26 protein-coding genes, 2 tRNA genes and 1 pseudogene are annotated in these 25,344 nt (G+C 34.7%); 20 read left to right on the top strand and 9 right to left on the bottom strand.

Annotation, left to right across the window (positions count from 1 at the left end; genetic code table 11):
• Positions 1 to 170 precede the first annotated feature (170 nt).
• The 3 genes from BFU36_RS04620 to tes all read left to right on the top strand — a co-directional run bounded on the left by BFU36_RS04620 (position 171) and on the right by tes (position 3,036).
• A tRNA-Thr gene (locus BFU36_RS04620) sits at positions 171 to 256 on the top strand.
• A gap of 31 nt (positions 257 to 287) precedes the next feature.
• Positions 288 to 1,229, top strand: a complete 942-nt coding sequence (locus BFU36_RS04615; RefSeq protein WP_069282478.1) for an AIR synthase related protein — start codon at positions 288 to 290, stop codon at positions 1,227 to 1,229.
• 61 nt (positions 1,230 to 1,290) lie between these two features.
• A complete protein-coding gene (gene tes / locus BFU36_RS04610) occupies positions 1,291 to 3,036 on the top strand; it encodes a tetraether lipid synthase Tes (protein ID WP_069284591.1) in 1,746 nt (581 codons plus the stop codon).
• 233 nt (positions 3,037 to 3,269) lie between these two features.
• On the opposite strand, the gene BFU36_RS04600 is transcribed toward tes, so the two are convergent.
• From BFU36_RS04600 to BFU36_RS04580, 5 genes are read right to left on the bottom strand one after another with little or no spacing between them, the layout of a single operon-like run.
• A complete protein-coding gene (locus BFU36_RS04600) occupies positions 3,270 to 3,803 on the bottom strand; it encodes an MBL fold metallo-hydrolase (protein WP_069282477.1) in 534 nt (177 codons plus the stop codon).
• The gene (locus BFU36_RS04595; RefSeq protein ID WP_069282476.1) at positions 3,800 to 4,531 is read right to left on the bottom strand and encodes a phosphoribosyltransferase family protein; all 732 of its coding nucleotides are present in this window, start codon (positions 4,529 to 4,531) and stop codon (positions 3,800 to 3,802) included. The genes BFU36_RS04600 and BFU36_RS04595 overlap by 4 nt, the downstream gene beginning before the upstream one ends.
• 18 nt (positions 4,532 to 4,549) lie before the next feature.
• A complete protein-coding gene (gene gatB / locus BFU36_RS04590; protein ID WP_409349237.1) occupies positions 4,550 to 5,983 on the bottom strand; it encodes an Asp-tRNA(Asn)/Glu-tRNA(Gln) amidotransferase subunit GatB in 1,434 nt (477 codons plus the stop codon).
• Positions 5,984 to 5,985: 2 nt separating this feature from the next.
• On the bottom strand, positions 5,986 to 6,636 hold the full coding sequence (gene upp / locus BFU36_RS04585) for a uracil phosphoribosyltransferase (protein WP_069282475.1): 651 nt from the start codon (positions 6,634 to 6,636) through the stop codon (positions 5,986 to 5,988).
• 9 nt (positions 6,637 to 6,645) lie between these two features.
• Positions 6,646 to 6,897: a 30S ribosomal protein S28e gene (locus tag BFU36_RS04580; RefSeq protein WP_069282474.1), complete on the bottom strand. Its 252-nt coding sequence runs from the start codon at positions 6,895 to 6,897 to the stop codon at positions 6,646 to 6,648.
• A gap of 71 nt (positions 6,898 to 6,968) precedes the next feature.
• Here BFU36_RS04580 and BFU36_RS13530 point away from each other — a divergent pair, with 71 nt between their 5' ends.
• Complete coding sequence (locus BFU36_RS13530) at positions 6,969 to 7,154, top strand: 50S ribosomal protein L24e (RefSeq protein WP_083216436.1); 186 nt, start codon at positions 6,969 to 6,971, stop codon at positions 7,152 to 7,154.
• 2 nt (positions 7,155 to 7,156) lie between these two features.
• The gene (gene ndk / locus BFU36_RS04575; RefSeq protein WP_069284588.1) at positions 7,157 to 7,573 is read left to right on the top strand and encodes a nucleoside-diphosphate kinase; all 417 of its coding nucleotides are present in this window, start codon (positions 7,157 to 7,159) and stop codon (positions 7,571 to 7,573) included.
• Here the strand turns inward: ndk and infB are convergent.
• On the bottom strand, positions 7,562 to 9,358 hold the full coding sequence (infB, locus tag BFU36_RS04570; RefSeq protein ID WP_069282473.1) for a translation initiation factor IF-2: 1,797 nt from the start codon (positions 9,356 to 9,358) through the stop codon (positions 7,562 to 7,564). The two genes, ndk and infB, sit on opposite strands and share 12 nt — an antisense overlap.
• A gap of 219 nt (positions 9,359 to 9,577) precedes the next feature.
• Here infB and BFU36_RS04565 point away from each other — a divergent pair, with 219 nt between their 5' ends.
• The 7 genes from BFU36_RS04565 to BFU36_RS04535 are packed head-to-tail and all read left to right on the top strand — an operon-like array spanning position 9,578 to position 18,266.
• Positions 9,578 to 9,835: a DNA-directed RNA polymerase subunit H gene (locus BFU36_RS04565; RefSeq protein ID WP_069282472.1), complete on the top strand. Its 258-nt coding sequence runs from the start codon at positions 9,578 to 9,580 to the stop codon at positions 9,833 to 9,835.
• Between the two features lie 19 nt (positions 9,836 to 9,854).
• Positions 9,855 to 13,241: a DNA-directed RNA polymerase subunit B gene (locus BFU36_RS04560; RefSeq protein WP_069284587.1), complete on the top strand. Its 3,387-nt coding sequence runs from the start codon at positions 9,855 to 9,857 to the stop codon at positions 13,239 to 13,241.
• The gene (gene rpoA1, locus BFU36_RS04555; protein WP_069282471.1) at positions 13,234 to 15,876 is read left to right on the top strand and encodes a DNA-directed RNA polymerase subunit A'; all 2,643 of its coding nucleotides are present in this window, start codon (positions 13,234 to 13,236) and stop codon (positions 15,874 to 15,876) included. The genes BFU36_RS04560 and rpoA1 overlap by 8 nt, the downstream gene beginning before the upstream one ends.
• On the top strand, positions 15,873 to 17,051 hold the full coding sequence (rpoA2, locus tag BFU36_RS04550) for a DNA-directed RNA polymerase subunit A'' (RefSeq protein WP_069282470.1): 1,179 nt from the start codon (positions 15,873 to 15,875) through the stop codon (positions 17,049 to 17,051). The genes rpoA1 and rpoA2 overlap by 4 nt, the downstream gene beginning before the upstream one ends.
• Positions 17,052 to 17,057: 6 nt before the next feature.
• On the top strand, positions 17,058 to 17,375 hold the full coding sequence (locus BFU36_RS04545; protein ID WP_069282469.1) for a 50S ribosomal protein L30e: 318 nt from the start codon (positions 17,058 to 17,060) through the stop codon (positions 17,373 to 17,375).
• Between the two features lie 4 nt (positions 17,376 to 17,379).
• Positions 17,380 to 17,811, top strand: a complete 432-nt coding sequence (locus BFU36_RS04540; protein WP_069282468.1) for a NusA-like transcription termination signal-binding factor — start codon at positions 17,380 to 17,382, stop codon at positions 17,809 to 17,811.
• Positions 17,812 to 17,822: 11 nt separating this feature from the next.
• Positions 17,823 to 18,266 (top strand): 30S ribosomal protein S12, encoded by a 444-nt coding sequence (locus tag BFU36_RS04535; RefSeq protein ID WP_069282467.1) that lies wholly within the window; start codon positions 17,823 to 17,825, stop codon positions 18,264 to 18,266.
• 1 nt (position 18,267) lies between these two features.
• On the opposite strand, the gene BFU36_RS04530 is transcribed toward BFU36_RS04535, so the two are convergent.
• Complete coding sequence (locus BFU36_RS04530) at positions 18,268 to 18,741, bottom strand: bifunctional nuclease family protein (protein ID WP_069282466.1); 474 nt, start codon at positions 18,739 to 18,741, stop codon at positions 18,268 to 18,270.
• Between the two features lie 78 nt (positions 18,742 to 18,819).
• On the opposite strand from BFU36_RS04530, the gene BFU36_RS04525 reads away from it, so the two are divergent.
• The 4 genes from BFU36_RS04525 to BFU36_RS04510 all read left to right on the top strand — a co-directional run bounded on the left by BFU36_RS04525 (position 18,820) and on the right by BFU36_RS04510 (position 21,216).
• Complete coding sequence (locus BFU36_RS04525) at positions 18,820 to 19,401, top strand: 30S ribosomal protein S7 (protein ID WP_069282465.1); 582 nt, start codon at positions 18,820 to 18,822, stop codon at positions 19,399 to 19,401.
• A gap of 46 nt (positions 19,402 to 19,447) precedes the next feature.
• On the top strand, positions 19,448 to 20,755 hold the full coding sequence (gene tuf, locus BFU36_RS04520) for a translation elongation factor EF-1 subunit alpha (RefSeq protein ID WP_069282464.1): 1,308 nt from the start codon (positions 19,448 to 19,450) through the stop codon (positions 20,753 to 20,755).
• 30 nt (positions 20,756 to 20,785) lie between these two features.
• Positions 20,786 to 21,094 carry a 30S ribosomal protein S10 gene (gene rpsJ, locus BFU36_RS04515; protein WP_069282463.1) on the top strand — a complete coding sequence of 103 codons (309 nt, stop codon included), beginning with the start codon at positions 20,786 to 20,788 and terminating at the stop codon, positions 21,092 to 21,094.
• A gap of 38 nt (positions 21,095 to 21,132) precedes the next feature.
• A tRNA-Ser gene (locus BFU36_RS04510) sits at positions 21,133 to 21,216 on the top strand.
• Here BFU36_RS04510 and BFU36_RS14195 read toward each other — a convergent pair.
• Positions 21,202 to 21,333 (bottom strand): annotated as a pseudogene (locus BFU36_RS14195) (putative integrase); the annotation flags it as partial. The gene BFU36_RS04510 and the pseudogene BFU36_RS14195 sit on opposite strands and share 15 nt — an antisense overlap.
• A gap of 453 nt (positions 21,334 to 21,786) precedes the next feature.
• Between BFU36_RS14195 and BFU36_RS04505 the strand changes: the two are divergent.
• From BFU36_RS04505 to BFU36_RS04490, 4 genes are read left to right on the top strand one after another with little or no spacing between them, the layout of a single operon-like run.
• On the top strand, positions 21,787 to 22,683 hold the full coding sequence (locus BFU36_RS04505) for a DUF1464 family protein (protein ID WP_069282462.1): 897 nt from the start codon (positions 21,787 to 21,789) through the stop codon (positions 22,681 to 22,683).
• Entirely contained in the window at positions 22,647 to 23,543 is an 897-nt protein-coding gene (locus tag BFU36_RS04500; protein ID WP_069282461.1) for a nucleotidyltransferase domain-containing protein, read from the top strand. Before BFU36_RS04505 ends, BFU36_RS04500 begins: the two co-directional genes overlap by 37 nt.
• Entirely contained in the window at positions 23,512 to 24,402 is an 891-nt protein-coding gene (locus BFU36_RS04495; protein WP_069282460.1) for a triphosphoribosyl-dephospho-CoA synthase, read from the top strand. Before BFU36_RS04500 ends, BFU36_RS04495 begins: the two co-directional genes overlap by 32 nt.
• A complete protein-coding gene (locus tag BFU36_RS04490) occupies positions 24,347 to 24,847 on the top strand; it encodes a hypothetical protein (protein WP_069282459.1) in 501 nt (166 codons plus the stop codon). The genes BFU36_RS04495 and BFU36_RS04490 overlap by 56 nt, the downstream gene beginning before the upstream one ends.
• On the opposite strand, the gene rimI is transcribed toward BFU36_RS04490, so the two are convergent.
• Positions 24,834 to 25,337 carry a ribosomal protein S18-alanine N-acetyltransferase gene (gene rimI / locus BFU36_RS04485; protein WP_069282458.1) on the bottom strand — a complete coding sequence of 168 codons (504 nt, stop codon included), beginning with the start codon at positions 25,335 to 25,337 and terminating at the stop codon, positions 24,834 to 24,836. The genes BFU36_RS04490 and rimI overlap by 14 nt on opposite strands.
• Positions 25,338 to 25,344 lie beyond the last annotated feature (7 nt).

The following is a 25,344-nucleotide window of genomic DNA, read 5'->3' as shown; positions in this document are numbered from 1 at the left end:
TATAGAAATATACATAAACCTTTCAATATTGTCCTAAAATTACAAATCAATAAAACCTTAAAAGACCACTACTAGGAAAATTTAAGCATTTAACAGATCATAGCTAGGTGTAAAACTCTTATATCTGAAGAAAGTTAAATATTAATGCAGTTATTCTCTTAAAAATATATGCCGCCGTAGCTCAGCTGGTAGAGCGCCGGCCTCGTACCCAGTTAGGGATAGCCGGCGGTCGCGGGTTCAAATCCCGCCGGCGGCTTTTAAATTTTGGACCTATGTTCCATTTTATTATGAAGCTCAAGGATTTAGGTGAGCACACGTTTATCAGAAAATACCTAATAAATTACACTGATTTAAATAAGTTAGATGACGTTTATATAGATGGAGACGTAGGATACAAGTTAGATGGCTTTAGGATTTCTTATGCGTTTAACTTTATGTCTAGCTATGACTTAGGTTGGAAGTCAATTATAGCTGCTACGAGCGACATGATTAGTAAAGCTGTTAAGCCCACAAACTATTTAGTATCGATAGGATTAGATAAAAACTATGAAATAAATCAAGCTGAGGACATTATTAGAGGTATTTCGGACGCTATACATTATTATGAAGGAAGGTATGTAGGGGGGGATCTTAATGATTCTACGTGTGATGGTTGGATTGATGTTTTTGTAGAAGGAAAAGTTATGTGTAATATTAAGAACGAGATCGGTGAAGGAGATTACGTTTTACTATCTGATTATATTGGGTACACTACTAATATATTTCTTTCATATTTAAATAATTTTAAGATCCCTATTTTACCTAAATCTATAATTAAAGTAAAACATCCTATAGTTAATAAGGCGTTACTTTACTTTTTTAAGAAATATTGTAACTATATAAAGTATTCTACGGATATAAGTGATGGATTAATTATATCATTATATAATATTGTGGAAAACTTTAATTTTGGCATAAAAATTAATGACATTCCAATAGATGATAGTGTAATGAATGTCTTAAGAAACCATAACATCAGTGAGAGCGATATAATTAAGTATTCCGGAGAGGAATTTATACCTATTTTGATTTTGGATAAATACTCTCCTTTAGAACTTATTCTAAATGATTTAAAACTACTAGGATACAATCCTACGATTATGGGTAGGATAATTATTGGAGATAAATTAATTTATAGAGATAGTAATTTAAAAATTACTGGTTGGGATAATTTTCTAGGTTGGTATTAACTGAATGTATGTTAGTGGAAGAGAATATGTTTATATATTAACTTTAGTTATCATTCATTCAATGACACAAGCAGTACAGACAGAATCACGCTCGAGACTTTTACCAGCTCCATCTAGGTTTGATGAAGGAGCAGTAAAGTTTGGTGAAAAAGAGATAAAGATAGGAGGTCCATTACCACAATTAGCTGAAAATGAAAAACTAGTTAGAGTTACTCATTCTTTATGCCCAGCATGTTATAGACTTTTACCGGCAACAATATTTGAAAAAGAAGGTAAACTATTTATAAGGAAAATTTGCCCAGATCATGGTGAGTTTGAGGATTTATATTATGGGGATTCAAGCTTATACTACAAGTTTGATTATTGGGAATATGAAGGAAAAGGTCCTAAAGTACCATATGTTGATTTGAAATCACCATGTCCATATAACTGCGGATTGTGTCCAATGCATCATCAGCACTCCGCGCTAGTGAATCTAGTAATAACCAATAGATGTGATTTATCCTGCTGGTATTGTTTCTTCTATGCTGAAAAAGCAGGTTATGTGTACGAGCCAACTTTAGAACAAATAAAATTCATGGTAGATCAACTCAAAAAGCAAGACATTACATTAGTTATACAAGTAACTGGTGGAGAGCCAACATTAAGAGACGATATTATAGAAATCATTAAACTATTAAGAGAGAATGGGGTAAAACACGTACAGCTTAATACTTGGGGAGGTACTTTTGCAAAACTCTACTTAGAGGACCCCGATAAGGCTATAAGGTATGCTAGAGCGCTAAGAGAAGCTGGTGTTAACACTGTATATATGAGCTTTGACGGAACTACTAGAAAAACTAATCCAAAGAATCATTGGGAAATACCATATACGTTAGAAGTATTCAGGAGGGCTGGATTGACTAGTGTAGTTCTAGTTCCTACGGTAATTAAGACTGTAAATGACAGTGATTTAGGTAATATTGTGAAATTTGCAGCTAGAAATATGGATGTAGTAAGATCAGTAAACTTCCAACCGGTCAGTTTAACTGGTATGATGAAGAGAAATATGAGAGCGAAGTTTAGGATAACAATCCCAGAAGTTATTAAGAATATAGAAGAACAAACTAATGGGGAAATAACTAGAGATAGTTGGTATCCGATAGGCACTTCTGTAGTATTTTCAAGGCTAGTTGAAGCATTAACTGGAAAGGATCAATTCGAGATGGCTAATCATCCTGTTTGTGGAGCAGGAACTTATGTCTATGTAGAATGGAAAGATCACGAACCTCACTTTATACCTATATCTAAATTTATCGATCTAGAGGGATTATTAGAATATCTTAAGGAGAAGGAAGAAGAGCTAAGAGAAGGCGCAAATAAGATATGGGTTGCGAGTAAGTTATTATATAGTATAAGAAAGTTTATAGATAAGGAAAACGGACCAAAAGATTTCGATGTTTATAAAATGCTATATAATATAATAGTTCATCATAATTACGAGGCTTTAGGTGAATGGCACTACAGAACTCTATTCCTAGGAACGATGCACTTCATGGATTTATACAATTATGACGTACAAAGAGTGATGAGATGTGATATTCACTATGTCGTACCAGATGGTAGAGTGATACCATTCTGTACCTATAATGTGTTAAATGACCTATATAGAGACAAAGTTTTAAAAGAGTATCAAATACCGTTAGAAAAATGGACTAAAGAGCATGGAGAGAACTCGTTAGGAGATGCGATAAAGTACAAAAGAGTAGCTTCTACATTAGAGCAGTCTGAAATATATGCAAATACATATAGGAGTTTTGTGACATAAAATAATTTATTTTAAAAAACTATCTAATGTACTACCAGTTACCGTTTTTTTAGCTCCTTTTTTATCATAAGGGATAATGTTTTTAAACCATACCCTTAAGTTACACTCATTCCTTTTTTTACATAATGTACAACATTCGTAACATACGTCCATTTTCAGTATCTGACAATATTTAGTTTCTCTAAAAAATCCACAAGAATTACATTCAAGCTCAAATACCATATTTTTATACCTCATTTCCTACATTCGTTAATATCACAAATATACTTTATGTTTGGATCATATGTAGATAATCTTGTATTACTTCCTGTGAATAGAATGTTTTGATAAAGGACTATTATACTGCCTTTTGTAAGTGTTCTGGTCAGAAATATTCTGATATCATTTAGCTCAAAATATCTCTCTTTTATCTCTAACGATATAGGCGAACTTACAATTTTTTCCCTTTCGCATTCTCCCTGCCTTATCATTAACGAATCTGGAAAATGGGCTATTGTAATAGGATAAAATAAGTTATATAGGGTATTAAGTCCCCCAGCATTCTCTTTCTTACAACTTGTAAGTATTATGAATTTTAACTTTTTCTCTCCTTTCATGATCTCAAGTAGCGTCTCTATTATATATTCTATATTACTTCCAGTAGTCGTATCTATAAGTGTATAATAATCTTCTTTTTCATTATAAATTAAATAAGCATTAGTATCGTTTTTATCGATAAGTTTACCCCCGATTAAATATACATTTTTATATACTTTAGCTATGCTCATATTCTAAAAATAACAGTGATATTATTATCGCTATCTGAGAATTTTCTTTTCCACTCGTCTGTATTCGTAGCGATAATTAATGCTCCACTAACTTTAGCATTAACCTTTTTCGCAAGATTGTATAATGCTTGTAGTGTTTTTCCACTTCTGATTACATCATCTACTATTAGTATTTTATCCTTCTTGCTAATATAATCCTCTCTTATATAGATGCTCGAAACTATTCCATTACCTTCCTTTATGCTTTCATCAACATAAGGGATTGATACAGAATCTTTATATTTTTTAGAGATGACCAGTGGTTTTTCAACAATTGATGAAACCAGCGTAGCAAAGGGTATTCCATTAGACGCAATACCGACAACCTTAGTAACGTTATGAATAATACTACTCCTCATTAAATATATTTCTAATAGAAGTCTTAATAAATTAGGGTAGAATAGAAGTTGGGAAACATCTAGATAATCATCTTCATAAATCTTAATTTTATCAATAAAAAAATTGTACAAAAATTCCTTACTTTTTACTTTGTTGACTATATCCAATGCTTGTCTCTCGCTAGGTATTGTCCTACCATTAACATATCTGCATATTAGGCTTTCTTGAATGCTGAATAAGGTAGATAGTTCCTTATATGTATAGACGTTCTTCAATTCCTTCAGTACATCGACGCTAAATAATCTAAGTCTTAATTCTTTTTCTTTCATTTGCTGTAATTTTCCTATCATAATCTCCTGGCCCCTTTCTCATTTTATCCCTAATTTTCTCTTAATTAGCTCAAGTGTTAAGCTAGGATCAGCTCTCTTATTAGTTCTCTTCATTACACTTCCTACCAAATAGTTAACTACCTTAGGATCTCTCTTGGCTTTCTCTGCAGCCTCCTTTTCTTCAACTAGCACCTCTTCTATGACTTTTGATAGGTACTCCTCATCCTTTATTGATGTCATTCCTCTCTCTTTAATTAATTGTTCTGGATCTTTGCCATATAATACCATCTCTGGTAAAAACTCCTTAGCTATCTTTAGTGTTATTGTTCCAGAATCTATATACTCGAATAATTTAACAATGTGTTCAGCTTTAGCCTTACTTTGTGATGGGCGCATATTATTTTGGTTGAGCCATCTCATGTAATCATTTATTAAAAGGTTAGCAATTTTTGGATAATTCTTATATTTTGTAGCTATATTCTCAAAGAGGTCTGCTAGGGCTTTTTCACCGACTAATACTTGTGCTTGATATTCAGTAATCTTGTAATTATTTATCAATCTTTTTGCTCTATCATCTGGTAATTCAGGCATCTCAGACTTAATTTTTTGAATTAATTCTCTAGAGATCAAATAGGGAGGCAGATCTGGGTCAGGAAAATATCTATAATCTTCTTCCGTCTCTTTAGTTCTTAACGCGACGGTTACCTTTCTATCCGAATCCCAGTGTCTTGTCTCCCTCTTTACAACATTACCTTGTATTAATAATGCTCTTTGTCTAGCAATCTCATAATCTATAGCGTCTTCAACATCTTTAGGTGATCCAACGTTTTTCACTTCCACTCTCTCTCCACCTTTAATGGAAACGTTAACATCAGCTTTAATTGAACCTTCTATATTACCATCAGTAACTCCTAAGTGTTCAAGTACGGATCTTAATTTCTCCAAAAACATTCTTGCTTCTTTACTAGATCTTAAGTCCGGTTCTGTAACTATTTCTAGTAATGGTGTGCCAGATCTATTATAATCTAGAAGAGAGTAGCTACTAGTTAATATTGAGCCAGTAGGATAAACGATCTTTGCTGGGTCCTCTTCTATGTTTATTCTCCTTATTCTAATAGTTTTATTTGGTCCTAACTTTAAAAATCCGTTCTTAGCTATTGCCATACTACCTGGTCCATCATACTGAGAAATTTGGTAGTTTTTTGCCATATCTGGATAGAAATAATGCTTTCTGCTGAATACTAGCTTATCAGCAATTTCACAGTTTAGTGCTAAGGCGGTCATAATTCCATACCTTAATGCCTCTTCATTGACTACAGGTATAGCTCCGGGTAATCCTAGACAAACTGGGCAAGTAACGGTATTCGGATCCCTATCTGTGTAGTCTAAGGGACATGAGCAAAATAATTTGGTTTTAAGTGAGGTAATATGAACGTGAACCTCTAAACCTATTATTGCCTCAGTTTCCAAAATTATCACCCAAATGCTCTGTCTCCTGCATCACCTAACCCGGGCAAGATAAATGCTTTGTTATTAAGTTCTGGGTCGACGCTAACAGTGAAAATGTTAACAAATGGATATTTACTAAGAATTCTTGATACACCATATTCTGAAACTATTACAGAGGCAATATATATCTTTTTAGGCGATTCATTTACTATTTCGCTAAGAACCTTTAACATAGTACTTGCCGTAGCTATCATAGGGTCAGCTATTATCACATTATCCTTTTGTGATTTAATCTTTGGAATTTTCTTATAATAAATTGTTATACTCATTTCCTTCGGTATACTATCATATTCTACCTCAGCTCTACTAGCTCCTACTACTCCCTGTCTTGCAGCCGGAAATGCCTTCAACAAACCTTCTACGAATGGTACTGCAGCCCTTAGTATATTAATAATTACTATGTTATTTAAGTCAGTAATGTTTATACCTTTTGTTCTTATACCTAAAGGAGTTTCGACTTCAACTATGTCATAATCTAAAGTATTAGCTATTTCATAACCTATAATTCTACCTAATCTTACAAGATTTTTCCTAAAGTTAATTTGATCTGTATTTTTATCTCTTAATTGTGTTAAAATGTGAAGTGTTATTGGCTTATCTATAACGTAAATAGGCATTAGTTTAAGTTACCTCTTAGTTGTTATCTTTCTAGCTTCTCTTTCGGTCTCCCTTAATATTAAAATATCACCTACTCTTACTGGTCCTTTCACATTTCTAGTTAATATTCTACCTTTATCTCTCCCTTCCAATACTCTTACTCTAACTTGTGTAACTTCTCCAGTAACTCCAGTTCTATCCAAAATTTGTATTACTTCTGCTGGAAATCCAAACTCTTCTATTATGGATGAACTCTGTACTTGCTGAGGTTTTTCACTCATTTTACCACCACATTATAATAAAAGCAATTCACTTATATACTTCACCCATATTCTTTATTTTGTGGTTTAAGATGCCAACAGTTAGGCAGTGTAGTTTCTGTGGACACGAGATACCACCTGGCACTGGATTAATGTTTGTAAAAAATGACGGAACAATTTTATGGTTTTGTTCAAGTAAATGTAGAAAATCTATGTTAAAATATCACAGAGATCCCAAAAAATTCAAATGGACTACAAAATATCTCAAGGTGAAGTGAAAGTGGTAGTTGAGAGAACGTTTGTCATGATAAAGCCAGATGGAGTCAAAAGGGGATTAATAGGAGAGATAATTAGTAGATTCGAAAAGAGAGGATTAAAAATAGTTGCACTAAAGATGGTAAAAATGGATGTGAAAACAGCAGAGGTATTGTATGAGGAACACAAAGGAAAAGGATTCTTTAACGATCTTATAAACTATATTACATCTGGACCGGTTGTATGTATGGTTATAGAAGGTGAAGATGTAGTACAAGTGATAAGAAGAATGATTGGAAACACTGATCCTAAAGAAGCCCCACCAGGAACGATAAGAGGTGATTTGGCGTTATCAAAGTCGGAAAACGTTATTCACGCATCAGATTCTCCGGAGAAGGCTAAAAGAGAGATTTCAATATTCTTTGACTCATCAAATTTGTAAACCTAACCCATATAGGGGATCCTCTGCTCTTTTTATTCTTATCAAATCTTTGATAACTTCTTTCATATCATCAGTTATAGTACTGGAATAACGTGTGACTAGGATCTCTAAGTCCTCTTTCGGGACATCAGTATATAACATGTCCCCTTCATTTACTTGCCTTCCTATCATCGCATTACTCTTAATCGATATGGCTACTTCCATGCCTTTCGATGCTCTATCTACACTCTTCTTGTTATCCTGAATTTGTAAAATTTCGCCTATTCTTTTTCCATCTTCTTTAATTAAAGGATATTTAGGTTTAATTATCCCACCTAAAACTTCAACTCCCACAATGATTGGATCACTACGTCTAAACACGTAACCGGGAAGTATTTTTATCTTACCGGGTAAAATTAAGTTCTCGAGTGTTTTTCTTTTTTCAGATTCCTTAACATCAGTTATATATTTCTTTACATCTTCTATCAGCTGATATATTATATCACTATAGATAATTTTAACGTTACCAGTTTCTATATTGGGTAAAGTCTTAACTCTGAAGGCAGCAATTATTCCGTATTCTCTAGCCTGATTCATTACTATGTTAGCTTCTATGAGATCTTTTTTCGTTATAGGACCTATATCTGCTAATCTAATTGGTATACCTTCTCGTTTCAGTGCACTTATTATAGCTTCTAACGTACCTAAACTATCAGCTTTTACAACTATGCCTGCAGTATCACTGCTGTAAAACCTTATCTCTTTTATTTCTTCCTCGATCTGTTTCTTATATTCCTCGATTTGATTCTGGTTTTCTACCACATATAATGATGATCCAGCTAATGCGTTATCAAGTTCTGGTGCTGATATTTTTACCCCTGCTGCAGCGTACACTTCGTCTATAGGATAAAGATCATATTTAGAGAGCTTCATATCTTGTAGCGGTTTAGGTACAAAAATACCTCTTACTTTTGTGATTATAGGACCGTTTATCCCACCTAAAACTATTATATCATTTCTCTTGAGTACACCATCGTATATTATAACATCGATCGTATGTCCTAATCCCGGATCTTCTTTCACCTCTAGAATAACGCCCTTAGCTGGTCCCTCAGCAAATCTTAACTTAGTCTCTAAATACCTTTGTGTTAATCCAGCTAATAACGCTAATAAGTCAGCTACTCCTTCACCTGTCTTTGCAGATAACGGTACTATGGCAATATTTTTAGTAAAATCTCTTATTCTGTCATATCTGTCTGCATTAAAGCCTAATTCTCCTAGTTTTGAAACTAAGTTGTAAACTAAATTATCTAAATAAGCCTTTACATCAGCTCTCTGCAGCTCAATAGTTTCAAGAAAAGGTAAGTCGTAGTTTGCTTTCCAACCCGGTATTCTATCTATCTTATTTGCAGCTACTAAAAATGGAACTTTTCTGTCTCTAAGTATCTGTATAGACTCTATTGTTTGCTTCTGTATACCTTCTACTATATCAACTACTAATATCGCTATATCCGCAACGCTTCCGCCTCTTCTTCTTAAATTAGAGAAGTACTCGTGTCCTGGCGTATCTATAAATAATAAGCCGGGTATTTGCAACTTAATGGGTATTTTTTTCTTAAGTGGCTCAGCAAGTTTCTCTATTATATAACTAGGGACGAAACTAGCACCTACCTCTTGTGTCATCTCGCCTGGCTCTTTTTTTACTACTGCTGTTCCTCTAATTTTGTCAAGCAAAGTTGTTTTGCCATGGTCTACGTGCCCTAATACTACTACTATTGGCTGCCTAAGTTTTTTAGTATTACTAATAAAGCATCACCTATACTCAGCTTAGACTTCTAAGTAAATTAGTTTATTGGATTTGAATAGTGTAGTGAGTAAAGGTAAAACAGTATATTGCGTCATAAAGAATAAAATACTTAATCTATAAAAATGACGTCTTTTCGGTGATTATACGAGGTCTTAAGGTTTTTAATATATAGAGTAAAACTCTTAATAGCTATAACAGTATGTGATTATAGGTTAATAATGAGAGGTTCATCTACTAGTAAGAAGATAGATCCCAGAATCCATTATCTAGTGCCTAAGCATGAAATACTTAGCGTTGAAGAAGCTTATAAGATATTAAAGGAATTAGGTGTAAAGCCCGAGCAATTAAGTTGGATAAGAGCCTCTGATCCAGTCGTTAAAGCAATTGGTGCTAGACCAGGGGATATTATTAGGATAGTTAAGAAAAGTCCGATTTACGGAGAAGTCATCTCTTATAGGTATGTAATTAGTGGATAAGCTGAGAGGAGGAGTAATAATGTCAGATTATCTAGAGATTAATGATAAATGGTCTATTATCGAAGCCTATTTCAAAAGTAAGGGTCTAGTTAGGCAACATTTAGATTCTTATAATGATTTCGTTAGAAATAAACTTCAAGAAATAATTGATGAGCAGGGAGAAATACCCACAGAAATACCCGGTTTAAAAGTAAAGCTCGGTAAAATTAGAATAGGTAGGCCTAGAGTTAGGGAGGCAGATAGAGGAGAAAGGGAAATTACGCCAATGGAAGCCAGGCTAAGAAACTTGACATACGCTGCGCCTCTATGGCTTACCATGATACCTATTGAGAACAACATAGAAGCAGAACCAGAGGAAGTTTACATTGGAGATTTACCAATTATGCTTAAGTCTTCAATTGATCCAATTTCACAATATACATTAGACAAGTTAATTGAAATAGGGGAAGATCCAAAAGATCCAGGAGGTTACTTTATAGTTAATGGTTCCGAACGTGTGATTGTAACGCAAGAGGATCTAGCCCCAAATAGAGTTCTCGTTGATGTAGGAAAGACTGGCTCAAATATAACACATACAGCAAAAATAATATCGAGTACGGCGGGCTATAGGGTTCCTGTAACCATTGAAAGACTTAAAGATGGAACTTTTCATGTTTCGTTCCCTGCTGTGCCTGGCAGGATACCGTTTGTAATAATGATGAGAGCGTTGGGATTAATAACAGATAGAGACATTGTCTACGCCGTGTCTTTAGATCCAGAAATTCAAAACGAGTTGTTTCCGTCTATTGATCAAGCTAGTTCAATAGCTACAACAGACGATGCTCTAGACTTTATAGGCAATAGAATTGCTATAGGTCAGAAGAGGGAAAACAGAATTGAAAAAGCACAGCAAATTATTGATAAATATTTCCTTCCACATTTAGGTACTTCTCCAGATGATAGAAAAAAGAAAGCCTACTATCTGGCTTACGCAGTCTCTAAAGTTATTGAATTGTATCTTGGAAGGAGAGATGCTGATGATAAAGATCATTATGCAAATAAAAGATTGAGGCTAGCAGGAGATCTATTCGCAAGCTTGTTTAGGGTAGCGTTTAAAGCCTTCGTTAAAGATCTAACATATCAGCTCGAAAAATCTAAGGTTAGAGGAAGGAAGCTTAGTCTAAAAGCCTTAGTTAGACCAGATATTATAAGTGAGAGAATTAGGCATGCGTTGGCTACTGGGAATTGGGTAGGCGGAAGAACTGGAGTAAGTCAGTTATTAGATAGAACTAATTGGCTTTCAATGTTAAGCCATTTAAGAAGAGTAATATCCTCATTAGCTAGGGGACAGCCAAACTTTGAAGCTAGAGATTTGCATGGTACACAATGGGGAAGAATGTGTCCATTTGAAACCCCTGAAGGTCCTAATAGTGGTTTAGTTAAAAACTTAGCCTTAATGGCTCAGATATCTGTTGGAGTTAATGAGAGGGTAGTAGAGAAGATGTTATATGAACTTGGGGTAATTCAGTTAGAAGAGGTTATAAGGAGGGTGACTGAAGGTGGAGAAGATCAGAATAAGTATTTGAATTGGAGTAAGGTTATATTGAATGGAAGACTAATAGGCTATTATCCAGATGGTAGTGAAATAGCAAATAAAATTAGAGAAATAAGGAGAAAAGGAGAGATCAGTGACGAAGTAAATGTTGCCCATATGTCAACAGAGTTTATAAATGAGGTATATGTTAATTGTGACTCCGGCAGAGTTAGAAGACCACTTATAATATTATCTAATGGGAAACCCTTAGTACAAAAGGAGGATATTGAGAGATTAAGAAAAGGTGAAATTCAATTTGATGATTTAGTTAAGCAAGGTAAAATAGAATATCTAGATGCACAAGAAGAGGAAAATGCGTACGTAGCGTTAGAACCCAAAGATATCACTGCAGAACATACTCATCTTGAAATATGGCCTCCTGCCATATTAGGTATAACAGCTTCTATAATACCTTATCCAGAGCATAACCAGTCACCGAGAAATACCTATCAATCAGCTATGGCTAAACAAGCTTTAGGGCTATACGCAGCTAACTATCAATTGCGTACTGATACTAGGGCACATTTATTACATTATCCTCAGAAACCACTAGTACAAACTAGAGCCTTAGAGCCTATAGGATATACTAGTAGACCTGCTGGAAATAATGCGATATTGGCAATAATGTCATATACTGGTTATAATATGGAGGATGCAATAATAATGAATAAGTCTTCTATAGATAGAGGAATGTATAGGTCAACATTCTTTAGACTTTATTCTACTGAAGAAGTAAAATATCCAGGTGGGCAGGAGGACAAAATAATAATGCCAGAAGCTGGAGTAAGGGGTTATAAAGGGAAAGAATATTATAGACTCCTTGAAGATAACGGGATTGTATCTCCTGAGGTTGAGGTAAAAGGAGGAGATGTATTAATAGGTAAAGTAAGCCCGCCTAGGTTTCTGCAGGAATTTAAAGAGTTGTCACCAGAACAAGCAAAGCGTGACACTTCAATAGTTACTAGACACGGAGAGATGGGAGTAGTTGATTTAGTTTTAGTGACTGAAACAGCTGAGGGTAATAAATTGGTTAAAGTAAGAGTTAGAGATCTTAGAATACCTAATATTGGTGATAAGTTTGCTAGCAGGCATGGGCAAAAAGGAGTCATAGGGATGTTAATACCTCAAGCTGATATGCCGTATACTACTAAAGGTGTTGTTCCAGATGTAATTCTTAATCCACATGCATTGCCTTCCAGAATGACGTTAGGACAAATCATGGAAGGTATAGCTGGGAAATATGCTTCCTTATCTGGCAAAGTAGTTGATGCAACGCCATTCTACAAGACTCCAATAGAATCATTGCAAAAAGAGCTCATAAAATATGGATATTTGCCAGATTCAACAGAAGTTGTATATGATGGGAGAACTGGGCAGAAATTGTTATCTAGGATATATTTTGGTGTAGTTTACTACCAAAAACTGCATCATATGGTAGCTGATAAAATACATGCTAGAGCTAGAGGTCCAGTGCAAATACTAACTAGACAACCAACTGAGGGAAGAGCTAGAGAAGGCGGCCTTAGGTTTGGTGAGATGGAGAGGGATTGCTTAATAGGTTTTGGGACAGCTATGTTAATTAGGGACAGGTTACTTGATAACTCAGATAAGACGACAATTTACGTATGTGAGCAATGCGGATATATTGGATGGTATGATAGGAATAAGAATAAGTATGTGTGTCCTATACATGGAGACAGATCTAACTTATATGCCGTAACAGTCTCCTATGCATTTAAACTTTTAATTCAAGAATTAATGAGTATGATAATCTCACCAAGATTAGTTTTGGAGGATAAGGTCATCATAAATAAGGGTGATCATAATGAGTGAAAAAGCTATAAAAGGAGTAAAATTTGGAATATTGTCACCAGACGAAATAAGGAAGATGTCAGTAACGGCTATTATAACACCAGACGTGTATGATGAAGACGGAACTCCAATAGAAGGTAGCGTAATGGATCCTAGATTAGGTGTAATAGAACCAGCTCAAAAGTGCCCCACTTGTGGGAATACATTAGGTAATTGTCCAGGACATTTTGGACATATAGAGTTAGTTAGACCTGTAATACACGTTGGTTTTGTAAAACACGTCTATGATTTCTTAAGAGCTACTTGTAAGAGATGTGGACGGCTCAAAATATCGCAAGAGGAAATTGATAAATATTCAAGAATATATAATGCTATACGTAGAAGATGGCCTTCGGCAGCTAGAAGATTAACAGAGTATATAAAGAAAACAGCCATTAAGTCCCAAGAATGTCCACACTGTGGTGAGAAGCAATATAAAATAAAATTGGAAAAGCCATATAATTTCTATGAAGAGAGAAAAGAAGGTGTAATGAAGCTATCCCCGTCAGATATTAGAGAGAGATTAGAGAAAATTCCTGATACTGACGTAGAAATTATGGGATATGATCCTAAGACTAGTAGACCAGAATGGATGATTTTAACTGTATTACCAGTACCTCCTATCACAATAAGACCTTCTATAATGATTGAGAGTGGTATAAGAGCTGAGGATGACTTAACTCATAAATTGGTGGATATTGTAAGGATAAATGAGAGGTTAAAGGAAAGTATTGATGCTGGTGCACCTCAATTAATAATAGAAGATTTATGGGATTTACTACAGTATCATGTATCAACGTATTTTGATAACGAAATACCCGGCTTACCTCCATCTAAACATAGATCCGGTAGACCTTTAAGGACATTAGCACAGAGATTAAAAGGTAAGGAAGGTAGATTTAGAGGAAACCTATCTGGTAAAAGAGTCGATTTCTCTTCAAGAACTGTTATTTCGCCAGATCCTAATATTAGTATTGATGAAGTAGGAGTGCCAGAGTTAGTAGCTAGAACGTTAACAGTTCCAGAAAGAGTTACACCTTGGAATATAGAAAAACTAAGACAAATTATTATAAATGGACCTGATAAGTGGCCTGGAGCAAACTATGTGATAAGGCCAGATGGAAGACGAATAGATCTTAGATATGTTAAAGATAGGAAAGAGTTATCTTCTACCATATCTGTTGGCTATATAGTAGAGAGACATTTGATTGATGGAGACGTTGTGCTTTTTAATAGGCAGCCGTCTCTACATAGAATATCTATGATGGCTCATAGAGTTAAAGTACTAAAAGGTCTTACTTTCAGGCTTAATTTGCTAGTATGTCCACCCTATAACGCTGATTTTGATGGAGATGAAATGAACTTACATGTTCCCCAGTCAGAGGAGGCAATAGCTGAAGCTAGGGAAATAATGTTAGTTCATAAGAACATTATTACCCCTAGATACGGTGGTCCAATAATTGGTGCAGCTCAAGATTACATAAGTGGAGCTTACTTATTAACAGTTAAGACAACACTATTAACTAAGGAAGAAGCTCAAGAAATTTTAGGCGTAGCTGATGTTAAAGTAGATTTAGGAGAACCAGCTATTCTAGCACCAAAAGAATATTACACTGGGAAACAAGTCGTCAGTATTTTCTTGCCTAAAGACTTCAATTTTCATGGACAGGCTAATGTAAGTAGTGGTCCAAGGCTCTGTAAGAATGAGGATTGCCCACACGACTCATTTGTTGTAATTAAGAAAGGTATCCTATTAGAAGGAGTATTTGATAAGAAAGCTATTGGAAATCAACAGCCAGAAAGTATACTTCATTGGCTTATTAAGGAATATTCTCCAGAGTATGGAAAATGGTTAATGGACAACTTATTTAGAGTATTCATAAGATTTATTGAATTGCACGGCTTTACTATGACTCTTGAAGATGTATCCTTAGAAGATAGTATAAAGAAGGAGATATATAGTGAGATAGATAAAGCCAAGGTTGAGGTTAATAACTACATAGAAAAGTATAAGAAAGGAGAGTTAGAACCTATTCCGGGTAGAACTTTGGAAGAGAGCCTTGAGAATTACATTTTGGATACTTTAGATAAATTAAGGAGTACTGCAGGTGATATTGCAAGCAAATATTTAGATCCATTTAATTTTGCTTACGTTATGGCTAGAACTGGAGCTAGGGGTAGCGTGTTAAACATTACCCAGATGGCTGCCATGTTAGGGCAACAATCTGTAAGGGGAGAGAGGATTAGAAGAGGTTATACGACTAGGACACTTCCACACTTTAAACCCTACGATATTTCTCCAGAAGCAAAGGGGTTCATTTACTCCTCATTTAGAAGCGGGCTGAATCCAATAGAGTTATTCTTCCATGCAGCAGGAGGTAGGGAAGGGCTAGTTGATACTGCAGTGAGAACTTCACAGAGTGGATACATGCAGAGAAGGTTAATTAATGCCTTATCTGATCTAAGAGTGGAATATGATGGTACTGTGAGAAGTCTTTATGGCGAAGTAATTCAAACCGCTTATGGTGATGATGGAGTATTCCCAATGTATTCAGCTCATGGTAAGTCTATTGATGCAAATAGAATTTTAGAAAGAGTAGTGGGGTGGAAGACATGATAGACGAGAGAGATAAACAATATCTGGAAGAGAAAGCAGAGAAAGCTTCCTCAATTCTTCCACAAAAAGTAGTAAATGACTTGAAAAATTTAATTGTAAGTAAAGATGTTTTGATAAGCAGGGACGAAATAGACAAGATATTTGAGTTAGCCATAAATGAATATAGTAATGGTTTAGTGGAACCTGGTGAACCAATAGGTATTGTAGCTGCTCAGTCGATAGGAGAACCTGGTACACAGATGACGTTAAGGACATTCCACTTCGCTGGCATAAGGGAACTTAACGTAACTCTAGGTCTTCCAAGATTAATAGAAATAGTCGACGCAAAGAAGGTACCGTCTACACCTATGATGACGATTTACCTTACAGATGAATATAAGTATGATAGAGATAAGGCGTTAGAGATAGCTAGAAAAATAGAATTTACTAAAGTTGAGAGTGTTGTAGCTTCTACCAGTATAGATATAGCGTCAATGTCAATAGTTATTCAATTAGATAAGGAGATGTTAAGAGATAAGGGAATTAGTATTGAGGAAGTTAAGAAGGCAATAAGTAAGCTAAAGTTAGGAGAGTTTAACGTTGAGGAACAAGAAGATGGCGTTTTAATAATAAGTTTTAGCAGTGTAGACAGTGTTTCTGCCTTATTTAGAATAAGAGACAAGATCCTTAATACAAAAATTAAAGGTGTTAAAGGTATTAGAAGAGCGATTGTCCAAAAGAAAGGAAACGAATACGTAATTATAACAGATGGATCTAATTTAAGTGGAGTCTTAGGTGTTAAGGGAGTAGATAGTTCTAAAATAGAGACTAACAACATTCGTGAAGTGGAAGAAGTGTTTGGAATAGAGGCAGCTAGAGAAATGATAATAAGAGAGATTAGTAAGGTACTATCTGAACAAGGTTTAGATGTTGACTATAGACATATACTGCTAGTTGCAGACGTGATGACCAGAACTGGTGTTGTAAGACAGATAGGTAGGCATGGAGTTACCGGAGAAAAAGGAAGTGTTTTAGCTAGGGCAGCGTTTGAAGTAACAGTAAAACATCTCCTTGATGCAGCTGCTAGAGGAGACTTAGAAGAATTTAAAGGTGTAGTAGAAAACATTATAATTGGTCATCCAATTAAACTAGGTACTGGGATAGTTGAATTAACGATGAAACCGGTATTAAGGTGATAAAAAGTGTCAGAGCAACAAGTTACCCTTGAAGGAGAAATTAAAAATTTAATAAAAACAGGAAAAATAGTCTTTGGGTCTAGAAAAGTTTTAAAATATACTAAAATAGGCAAATTAAAGATGATTATAATAGCTTCTACATTGAGAGGAGATTTAAAAGAAGACATAAAGCATTATGCGAAAATTTCAAATATTCCATTATATGAGTATAACGGAAGTGGATGGGATCTGGGCACTGTGTGTGGAAAACCATTTATGATTTCGGCTATAGGTATAATTGAAGAGGGGGACTCTAGAATTTTAGAGCTTTCAAAGAAGGGGTGATTTTTTGCCTGAAATAAAGTTAACACCTGAAGAAATAAGATATATATCTTTATTTCAAGATGTTACGAAAGCTGTAGTTAGGGATTGCATTATAGATAATGAAAATAATAGGATCATTTTTCTTGTAGAAGGTAAAGATATGGGAATGGCAATAGGAAAGGGAGGAGTAAATGTTAAAAAGTTAAGGAAAATTATAGGAAAAGATATAGAAATCGTGGCTTATAGTGATAATCTGGAGGAATTAGTTAAAAATCTGATGAGTCCAGCTAGGGTTAAAAGTATAAAAATAATTAATTCTAACTCAAGAAAATCTGTATATATAACAGTGGATCCTCAAGATAAGGGGTTAGCCATAGGCAAAAATGGTAGAAACGTTGTTAGAGCAAAGCTAATTTTAAAGAGGTATATGGATATTGATAATGTAGTTATAGTTTAGGTGATTGGAAGTTGAGTAAGAGTAAGTCTCCAAAGGGTATATATTCAGCAAGGAAGCTGAGATTAAAGAGATTAAGGTTTAAGAAAAGTCAAAGAAAGTATAGAAGTAAAATACTGAATTTAAAGGAAAAATACAATCCACTTGAAGGAGCTCCCATGGCTAGAGGGATAGTATTAGAAAAAGTGGGTATAGAATCAAGACAGCCTAATTCAGCAGTAAGAAAATGTGTAAGAGTACAGTTAGTGAAGAATGGTAGGGTTGTTACGGCATTCGTTCCAGGAGACGGTGGAGTTAACTTCATTGATGAGCATGATGAAGTAATGATAGCTGGTATAGGCGGTACTTTAGGTAGGTCTATGGGTGACTTACCTGGCGTTAGGTATAAGGTTATAATGGTTAATGGAGTTTCGTTGGATGCATTATACAAGGGCAAGAAGCAGAAGCCAGTAAGATAATTTACAATTTTTGTTGTCCTTCTCTACTTTCCTTTTCTTGCTCATCTACTAGGCCTTTCTTCACGAAAATCGGTTTATTAGTTATTGTGGCTAAAAATATTGCGTGGCTTGGTATCATTCTCTTTTGAATGACTACTCCATCAAACTTTAGCTCTACAGTAGCTACATAGACTCCGGTTTCTCTTATCATATCATCTATTGTTACTTTTTCTACGTGTTTTGATAAGTCTTCAATTATATCTGGTATAAATGATATAATATCATAAATATTCTCTCTCTTGTCAGCAAATTCCTCTTCTTTATTTCCCTTATTCTTATTTATTGCAATTACTATCTCTGGAGGAACACTGAAGAGATAAAACTGTCTACCATCCTCCAAATAGCATACAATGGTCGGAATGCCGTGCAGCGGCATGAAGAATGCGTCAATAGAACTAACCTTTATGTAATCCTCATCTCTAGCTGATAAACTCATGGTCACACACTATAAAATATAGATACACTCATAAATTTAAATATCCAGATCATAGATACCAATAAGAGGGTATAACAAATGTCATTGGATAACTTACGATTAGATATTAAGATATTTGGAAAGTGGGATACTAAAGTCGAAATAAGGGACCCTAGTTTAAAGAAATATATATCATTAGTGCCAGTTTATTTACCTCATACTGGCGGCAGGCATGAACATAGAAGGTTTGGTAAAGCGAGAGTTCCTATCGTAGAAAGGTTAATAAATCAAATTATGAGACCTGGCAGAAATAAGGGTAAGAAACATCTAGCGTATAATATTGTAAAATTAGCATTTGACATTATTTATCTAAAGACTAAGCAAAATCCAATACAAGTGCTTGTAAAAGCGATAGAGAATAGTGCCCCAAGGGAAGAAGTTACACGAATAATGTACGGTGGTATAGTTTATTACGTTGCGGTAGACGTAGCTCCGCAAAGAAGAATAGATTTAGCACTAAGACACATAGCATTAGGCGCTAAAGAAGCATCGTTTAACAATCCTAAGCCTATTGAAGAAGCTTTAGCTGAGGAAATAATTGCGGCAGCAAATAATGATCCTAAGAGTTTCGCTATTAGAAGGAAAGAAGAAATTGAGAGAATTGCCTTAAGTTCAAGGTAAACTTTTATTAACTCTATTACTATATCGATAAGGAGAGTGTTAGTAGATGTCTCAAAAGCCACACCTTAACTTAATAGTAATAGGTCACGTAGATCACGGAAAGAGCACATTAGTAGGAAGACTCTTAATGGATAGAGGATTCATAGACGAGAAAACTGTTAAAGAAGCTGAGGAAGCAGCTAAAAAATTAGGCAAGGAAACAGAAAAGTACGCGTTCTTATTAGATAGACTAAAGGAAGAGAGAGAAAGAGGTGTAACGATAAACTTAACTTTCATGAGGTTCGAGACTAAGAAATTCTTCTTTACGATTATCGATGCTCCTGGACACAGAGACTTCGTAAAGAACATGATAACTGGAGCTAGTCAAGCAGATGCTGCGATATTAGTAGTATCAGCAAAGAAAGGTGAATATGAAGCAGGTATGAGTGTAGAAGGACAGACAAGGGAACACATAATTTTAGCTAAAACCATGGGTCTAGATCAGATTATAGTTGCAGTAAATAAGATGGATTTGACAGAACCGCCTTATGACGAAAAACGTTACAAAGAGATTGTAGATCAAGTAACCAAATTTATGAGAAGCTATGGATTCAATATGAATAAAGTAAAATTTGTTCCAGTTGTTGCACCTAGTGGTGATAACATTACTCACAGATCGGAAAATATGAAGTGGTATAACGGTCCAATTCTAGAAGATTATTTAGATCAGCTAGAAATACCGCCAAAGCCAGTTGACAAGCCGTTAAGAATACCAATACAAGACGTTTATTCGATATCTGGGGTAGGTACAGTACCAGTAGGAAGGATAGAGAGTGGTGTATTAAAAGTAGGTGATAAAGTAGTATTCATGCCAGCTGGGAAGGTTGGTGAAGTTAGATCGATAGAGACTCATCATACTAAGCTAGAAAAAGCTGAACCAGGTGATAACATAGGATTTAACGTTAGAGGTGTAGAGAAGAAAGATATTAAGAGAGGAGATGTAGTAGGTCATGCAAATAACCCACCAACAGTTGTGGACGAGTTCACAGCTAGAGTAATAGTAGTCTGGCATCCAACAGCTATAGCTAACGGTTATACCCCAGTAATTCACATTCACACAGCCAGTATAGCATGCAGAGTCACCGAACTAGTCTCAAAATTAGATCCTAGAACTGGTCAAGAAACAGAGAAGAACCCACAGTTCTTGAAGCAAGGAGACGTAGCTATAATTAAGTTCAAACCAATAAAGCCTCTATGTGCTGAGAAATACAATGAATTCCCACCATTAGGAAGGTTTGCAATAAGAGACATGGGCAAAACAGTTGGTGTAGGAGTAATTACAGAGGTAAAGCCTGCGAAAGTGGAAATAAAGTGAAAAAATACTTTTTTATTATAGGTGAATTTTATGCCAACTAAAGCAAGAATAAGGCTTTGGAGCACGAATGTTGATGACTTAAACTTTGTGGTAAATCAAATAAAAAGTATAGTCGAGAAGACAGGTATTGAGATGAGAGGACCAATTCCATTGCCAGTAAGTAAAATGGCGGTCCCAGTAATGAGACTACCACATGGTGAAGGTAAGAAAAAGTGGGAAAAGTGGGAAATGAGAGTTCATAAAAGATTGATAGATATAGCAGCTGACGAAAGAGTAATGAGACAGATAATGAGAGTAAGAGTACCAGAAGATGTATACATAGAGATCCAATTAATATAAAAATAATCTTTTTATACGCTTTTGCTTTATTCTATTATGCCGGGGTGCCCGAGCGGACTAAGGGGCTGGCCTGGAGAGCCAGTGGGGGTTTCCCCGCACGGGTTCAAATCCCGTCCCCGGCGCTGTGAGGTTTTCACACAATTCCATTTCCCGTTTTTCAATTTGATATAAGTTTCAATCACGTCAACTAAAGGTCCAACGTAAGTTTCCTTTAAATCATAGTTTATCGTTTCCAGTTTATAGACGTAATATCACCCTTTAATCTCACGTATAATACAATTACCATATTTATAACGTGTCTATTTTTCGCCGCAGGTAGTAATTGACAAAAAGTGTTTATAATCATTTAATAACGCGTTAAGTCTAATCATGAAAACGTGTCTATCGATAGAGAAGATTGGTTAATGCCTGGAAAACAAGTTTAACTTCAATACTAATTTAAATTGCAGATAATCTAATATCGTTTTCTTCAAATACTACTAATATTCGTAAACGCTAATATGGTCAGAATCATTATACAGAAGAGGGCAAAGCTCACTATAAGCCTCATTTAAGATACTTGAAGGCAAGTTAGTCTTATATTTCGAGACTCATTAAAAATATTAATCTTGGATAAGAAGATGTTTTTAGCCTTAAATTATTGATGATGAGGAAAAGCCGTATTGAAAAATGATATAGCGAGGCAGCCACTGATGATCTTTGTGGGAATTGATCCGGGGAGTATAACATACGCAATAGCTGTAGTAAATGAGTTAGGAGAGCTTATCAATTATTTTGAGATACCTACTGATTTAATAGAAAAAGATGCATTCAGAATATCTAAATTGATAGCGAATTATAAACCCTCAGCTATAGCTTTACCCTCTGGTCATGGATTACCCTTTCTAAGAATAAGAGATATTGGTGACAAACAAATTTTCTTACTTACGCTAAAAGACCCTTTTACACGTGGACCCTTAAGGGAATTCTTAGTGTCCTCGAAACAATTCTTGTCTACGTTTAATGCATTTACTATACCTTCAGCAATAGAACTTAATAGTATTCCTTTAGAGAAGAAGATAAACGCTATAGATAAAGGGACTGCTGATAAGGTGGCTTCAGCATTCTTCTATAGGATATACTTAAGAATTAAGGACTTCGTCCTAGTAGAATTAGGCAGGAAATTTAGTGCAGTTCTCGTAGTACTTAATGGTAAAATAATTGATGGATATGGTGGCACATATTTGAATAGCTTAGACGGAGAAATAGCTTATCTTTTACACAAATATTCCAGCATAACTAAATCAACAGTATATAATATAGGCAATAATTTGACCTTAGTAAAGATGATAGCCGAGTGGTATTCAAATAAATATAATATACCAATTATTGTTTCGGGTTCCTCAAAAGACGTAATGGATATTGGTAATAAGTATGACTTTAAATTTAAGGAATCTGCTATTGGTTCAGCATATATAGCTAATGCTTATTTTGGTGGTAGCCTATATAAATACCTTGAAGAGGGAATGCTAGAAAGCTCTGGAACTCCAATATCTTATGTGAGGTTAGATGAATGGAAAGAAGTTACTTCTTGGATAGAGACATTGTAATCGATAAGCAAAATAACGTGTATACAGTATTAACTAATTATAACCCTCCAGGATACATTTTCGCTTATCTGAAATACGTTTACACCGGAAAAGGTTTGTGGAAGGGTTATGAAAGGGTATTAAAGGAATATGGAGTACATAACTTAATTAAATTAAAACAGAAGTTCATCTTTGAAAGTTGTTATGATGCTTATTTTCCCGTAATATTTAAATCAGAAGTTGATAAGCATCTAAAACCCGAAGAGGAGCTAAGGCGCTTGATAAAAAGAAGTATAAATGATGATTTAGTATACACCTTATTAGATTTCATAGAAAGATATGTAAGGCTCGCTAACGTGGGAATAACCGGGTCACTACTTTTAGGAAGTTATCATGAGAACTCTGACATTGATATAATAATTTATGGCTGTAAAAGATCTTTAGATTTTATTGAAAATTTTAATGGTTTTGAAAGAGATCAAGACTGGATAATCAGTGCTAATAACAATTACAATATAGATTTCGCTGATTTACTCTACAGTAATAAAAGGAGAGGTATTTATAGAGGAAAAAGGATTTCAGTACTTTTTGCTGATGACAAACCTTGGAGGTATTGTGAAAAAGTATGTGAGAAATTAGGCAAGGTTACATTTAGTGCAATAATTTCGGGGGGGTGTGAAGCATTATTTTATCCCTCTGTAGCTACTGTCGAAAGTGGTCTAGCTTCTAAAATAGTAAGTTATGAGGGAGTGTTTTCTAATGTGTTATATGGAAATAGAAGAAGAGTATTAGTAGAAGGCATGTTAATGAAGTGTGAGGATGAAAAAATAGTAATAATAGGTGATAGAGATGTCAGAGGATTTGTCAAGCCTTTGCAATGATATAGCCTTCATCTTAAGCCAATCCACTCTAATGGAGGCTTATGTATTTAAGCCGGGTAATGCAAATAGATTTCAAGATATTAAGAATGTAAAATTTTTAGATATAATTAAAAGTTCAATCTTATCTGAAAATTACTATAGAGAATTATGTATTAGAAAAAAAGAAGGGAAAAGAAGTGAAATCTATGATACTTTACCAAGAATAATTGACGATGCTAGAAAACTAGGATTTGAATACCAAATTTTTGGCACTTATTTACTTTTAGCCCCAATAGCATATATAGCTCTTAGCGTTAGTAATGTGAAAGAGTTAAGAGAGCAACTAATGATTATGATAAAGGAGTTAGGAGAGAACGAGTCTAAATATTTTCTTCAAGTACTAACTAAGTTAAACCTAACCTACCTAGGTAAAATGATTGAAATAGATTATAGAAAAATCAACAATATAAAATTTTACAAATTATTAGAAATCTCAAAGGATTATGATATTGTAGCTTATAACATGTTTAATGGTTATTCAATAACTTACCAAGCATATAATATAATAAAAGAAAACTTATGTGGTTTAGAGAAAGACATTCAAAGGGCATTTATTAAGCTATTGTCGTATTACCCTGATACTCTAATCTTCAAGAAATATGGTGCATTAATAGCACTAAAAGTTTCTAAGTATGCCAGAACTATCTCTGAATGTCCAACAGATGATGAGTTGAAAAGATTCAATCAATTCTTAACCTCTAATAACCTAAATCCAGGGGCAACAGCAGATCTTATAGCATCAGCCTTAGCTATATATTATCTAGATGAGTGGTACAATAAGAAAAATAGCATTAATAGCAGGCTTTCCGTGTGCGATTGATCTTATAAACTACGTTAATAATCTAGACGCTGATCTAATTATAGGACTAGGAGATGTAGAATGTCCGCAGTACATTAAGAGTGAATTCTACGGAATATTAGGAGAAATGGAGGATGTATCAGTATTGAAATATTTAAGAAAAAATAATAAATATTTCACCAAATTATCAAACATTTCATCAGATTTCTCCAGTGAAGTAGTAGTTACACACTATCCACCTAAAGGCTCTATCACTGGAAAAATATTTGGCGTAACGATTGGTTCTGAAGATATAATGAATAAAGTCAAAAAACATCAACCCTTATTGCTATTCCACGCACATTCAAGTATACGAGGTGAATTCGAATTAGGAAAAACTAAAATTGTTTCTATAGGTAACCTGATTAACGGACATTACGTAGAGTATTACGTTAATGAAATGAGATATGAATTTAAAGAGGTCTAGCCATCAGATAGGCATCTTCCCCATCTGCGTAATAAGCTTTTAAAACTTTCACCTTACTAAATCCTAGTTTTTCATATAGCGCTATCGCTGGATCATTACTCACTCTAACCTCTAAATAAACTTCCTCAGCCTTATAATCATTTTTCATACTCTGCATTGAAGCATTTAACAAAGCTGTTGCAATTCCCCTTCTTCTATACTCTTCTAATACTGCAATTGATACAACATGCCCCTTTCTCACCAAAACTGGCAACTGTCTCAAATTACTAAAGCCCCATTCGATCCTAGGCATAATATATCCAACAACTTTGCCATCTGCAACTGCCACAAAAAATGCTAAATTATACTCCTTTAAGTGCTCTACAAAGAAGTAATAAGGATAATTTTCTGGCAAAGTTAATCTATTTATCTTTATAATTTCATCAATATCATCCATTCTAGCATTCCTTGTAGAAAAATCCTTACCCTTTTCTTTCTCAGTGATCTCCATGAAAATA

The organism is Sulfolobus sp. A20, from assembly GCF_001719125.1.
In the GTDB taxonomy this organism is placed as follows: Archaea; Thermoproteota; Thermoprotei_A; order Sulfolobales; family Sulfolobaceae; genus Saccharolobus.
The sequence above is the reverse complement of the archived record's forward strand: the minus strand, read 5'-3'. Positions and strand labels throughout refer to the sequence as shown.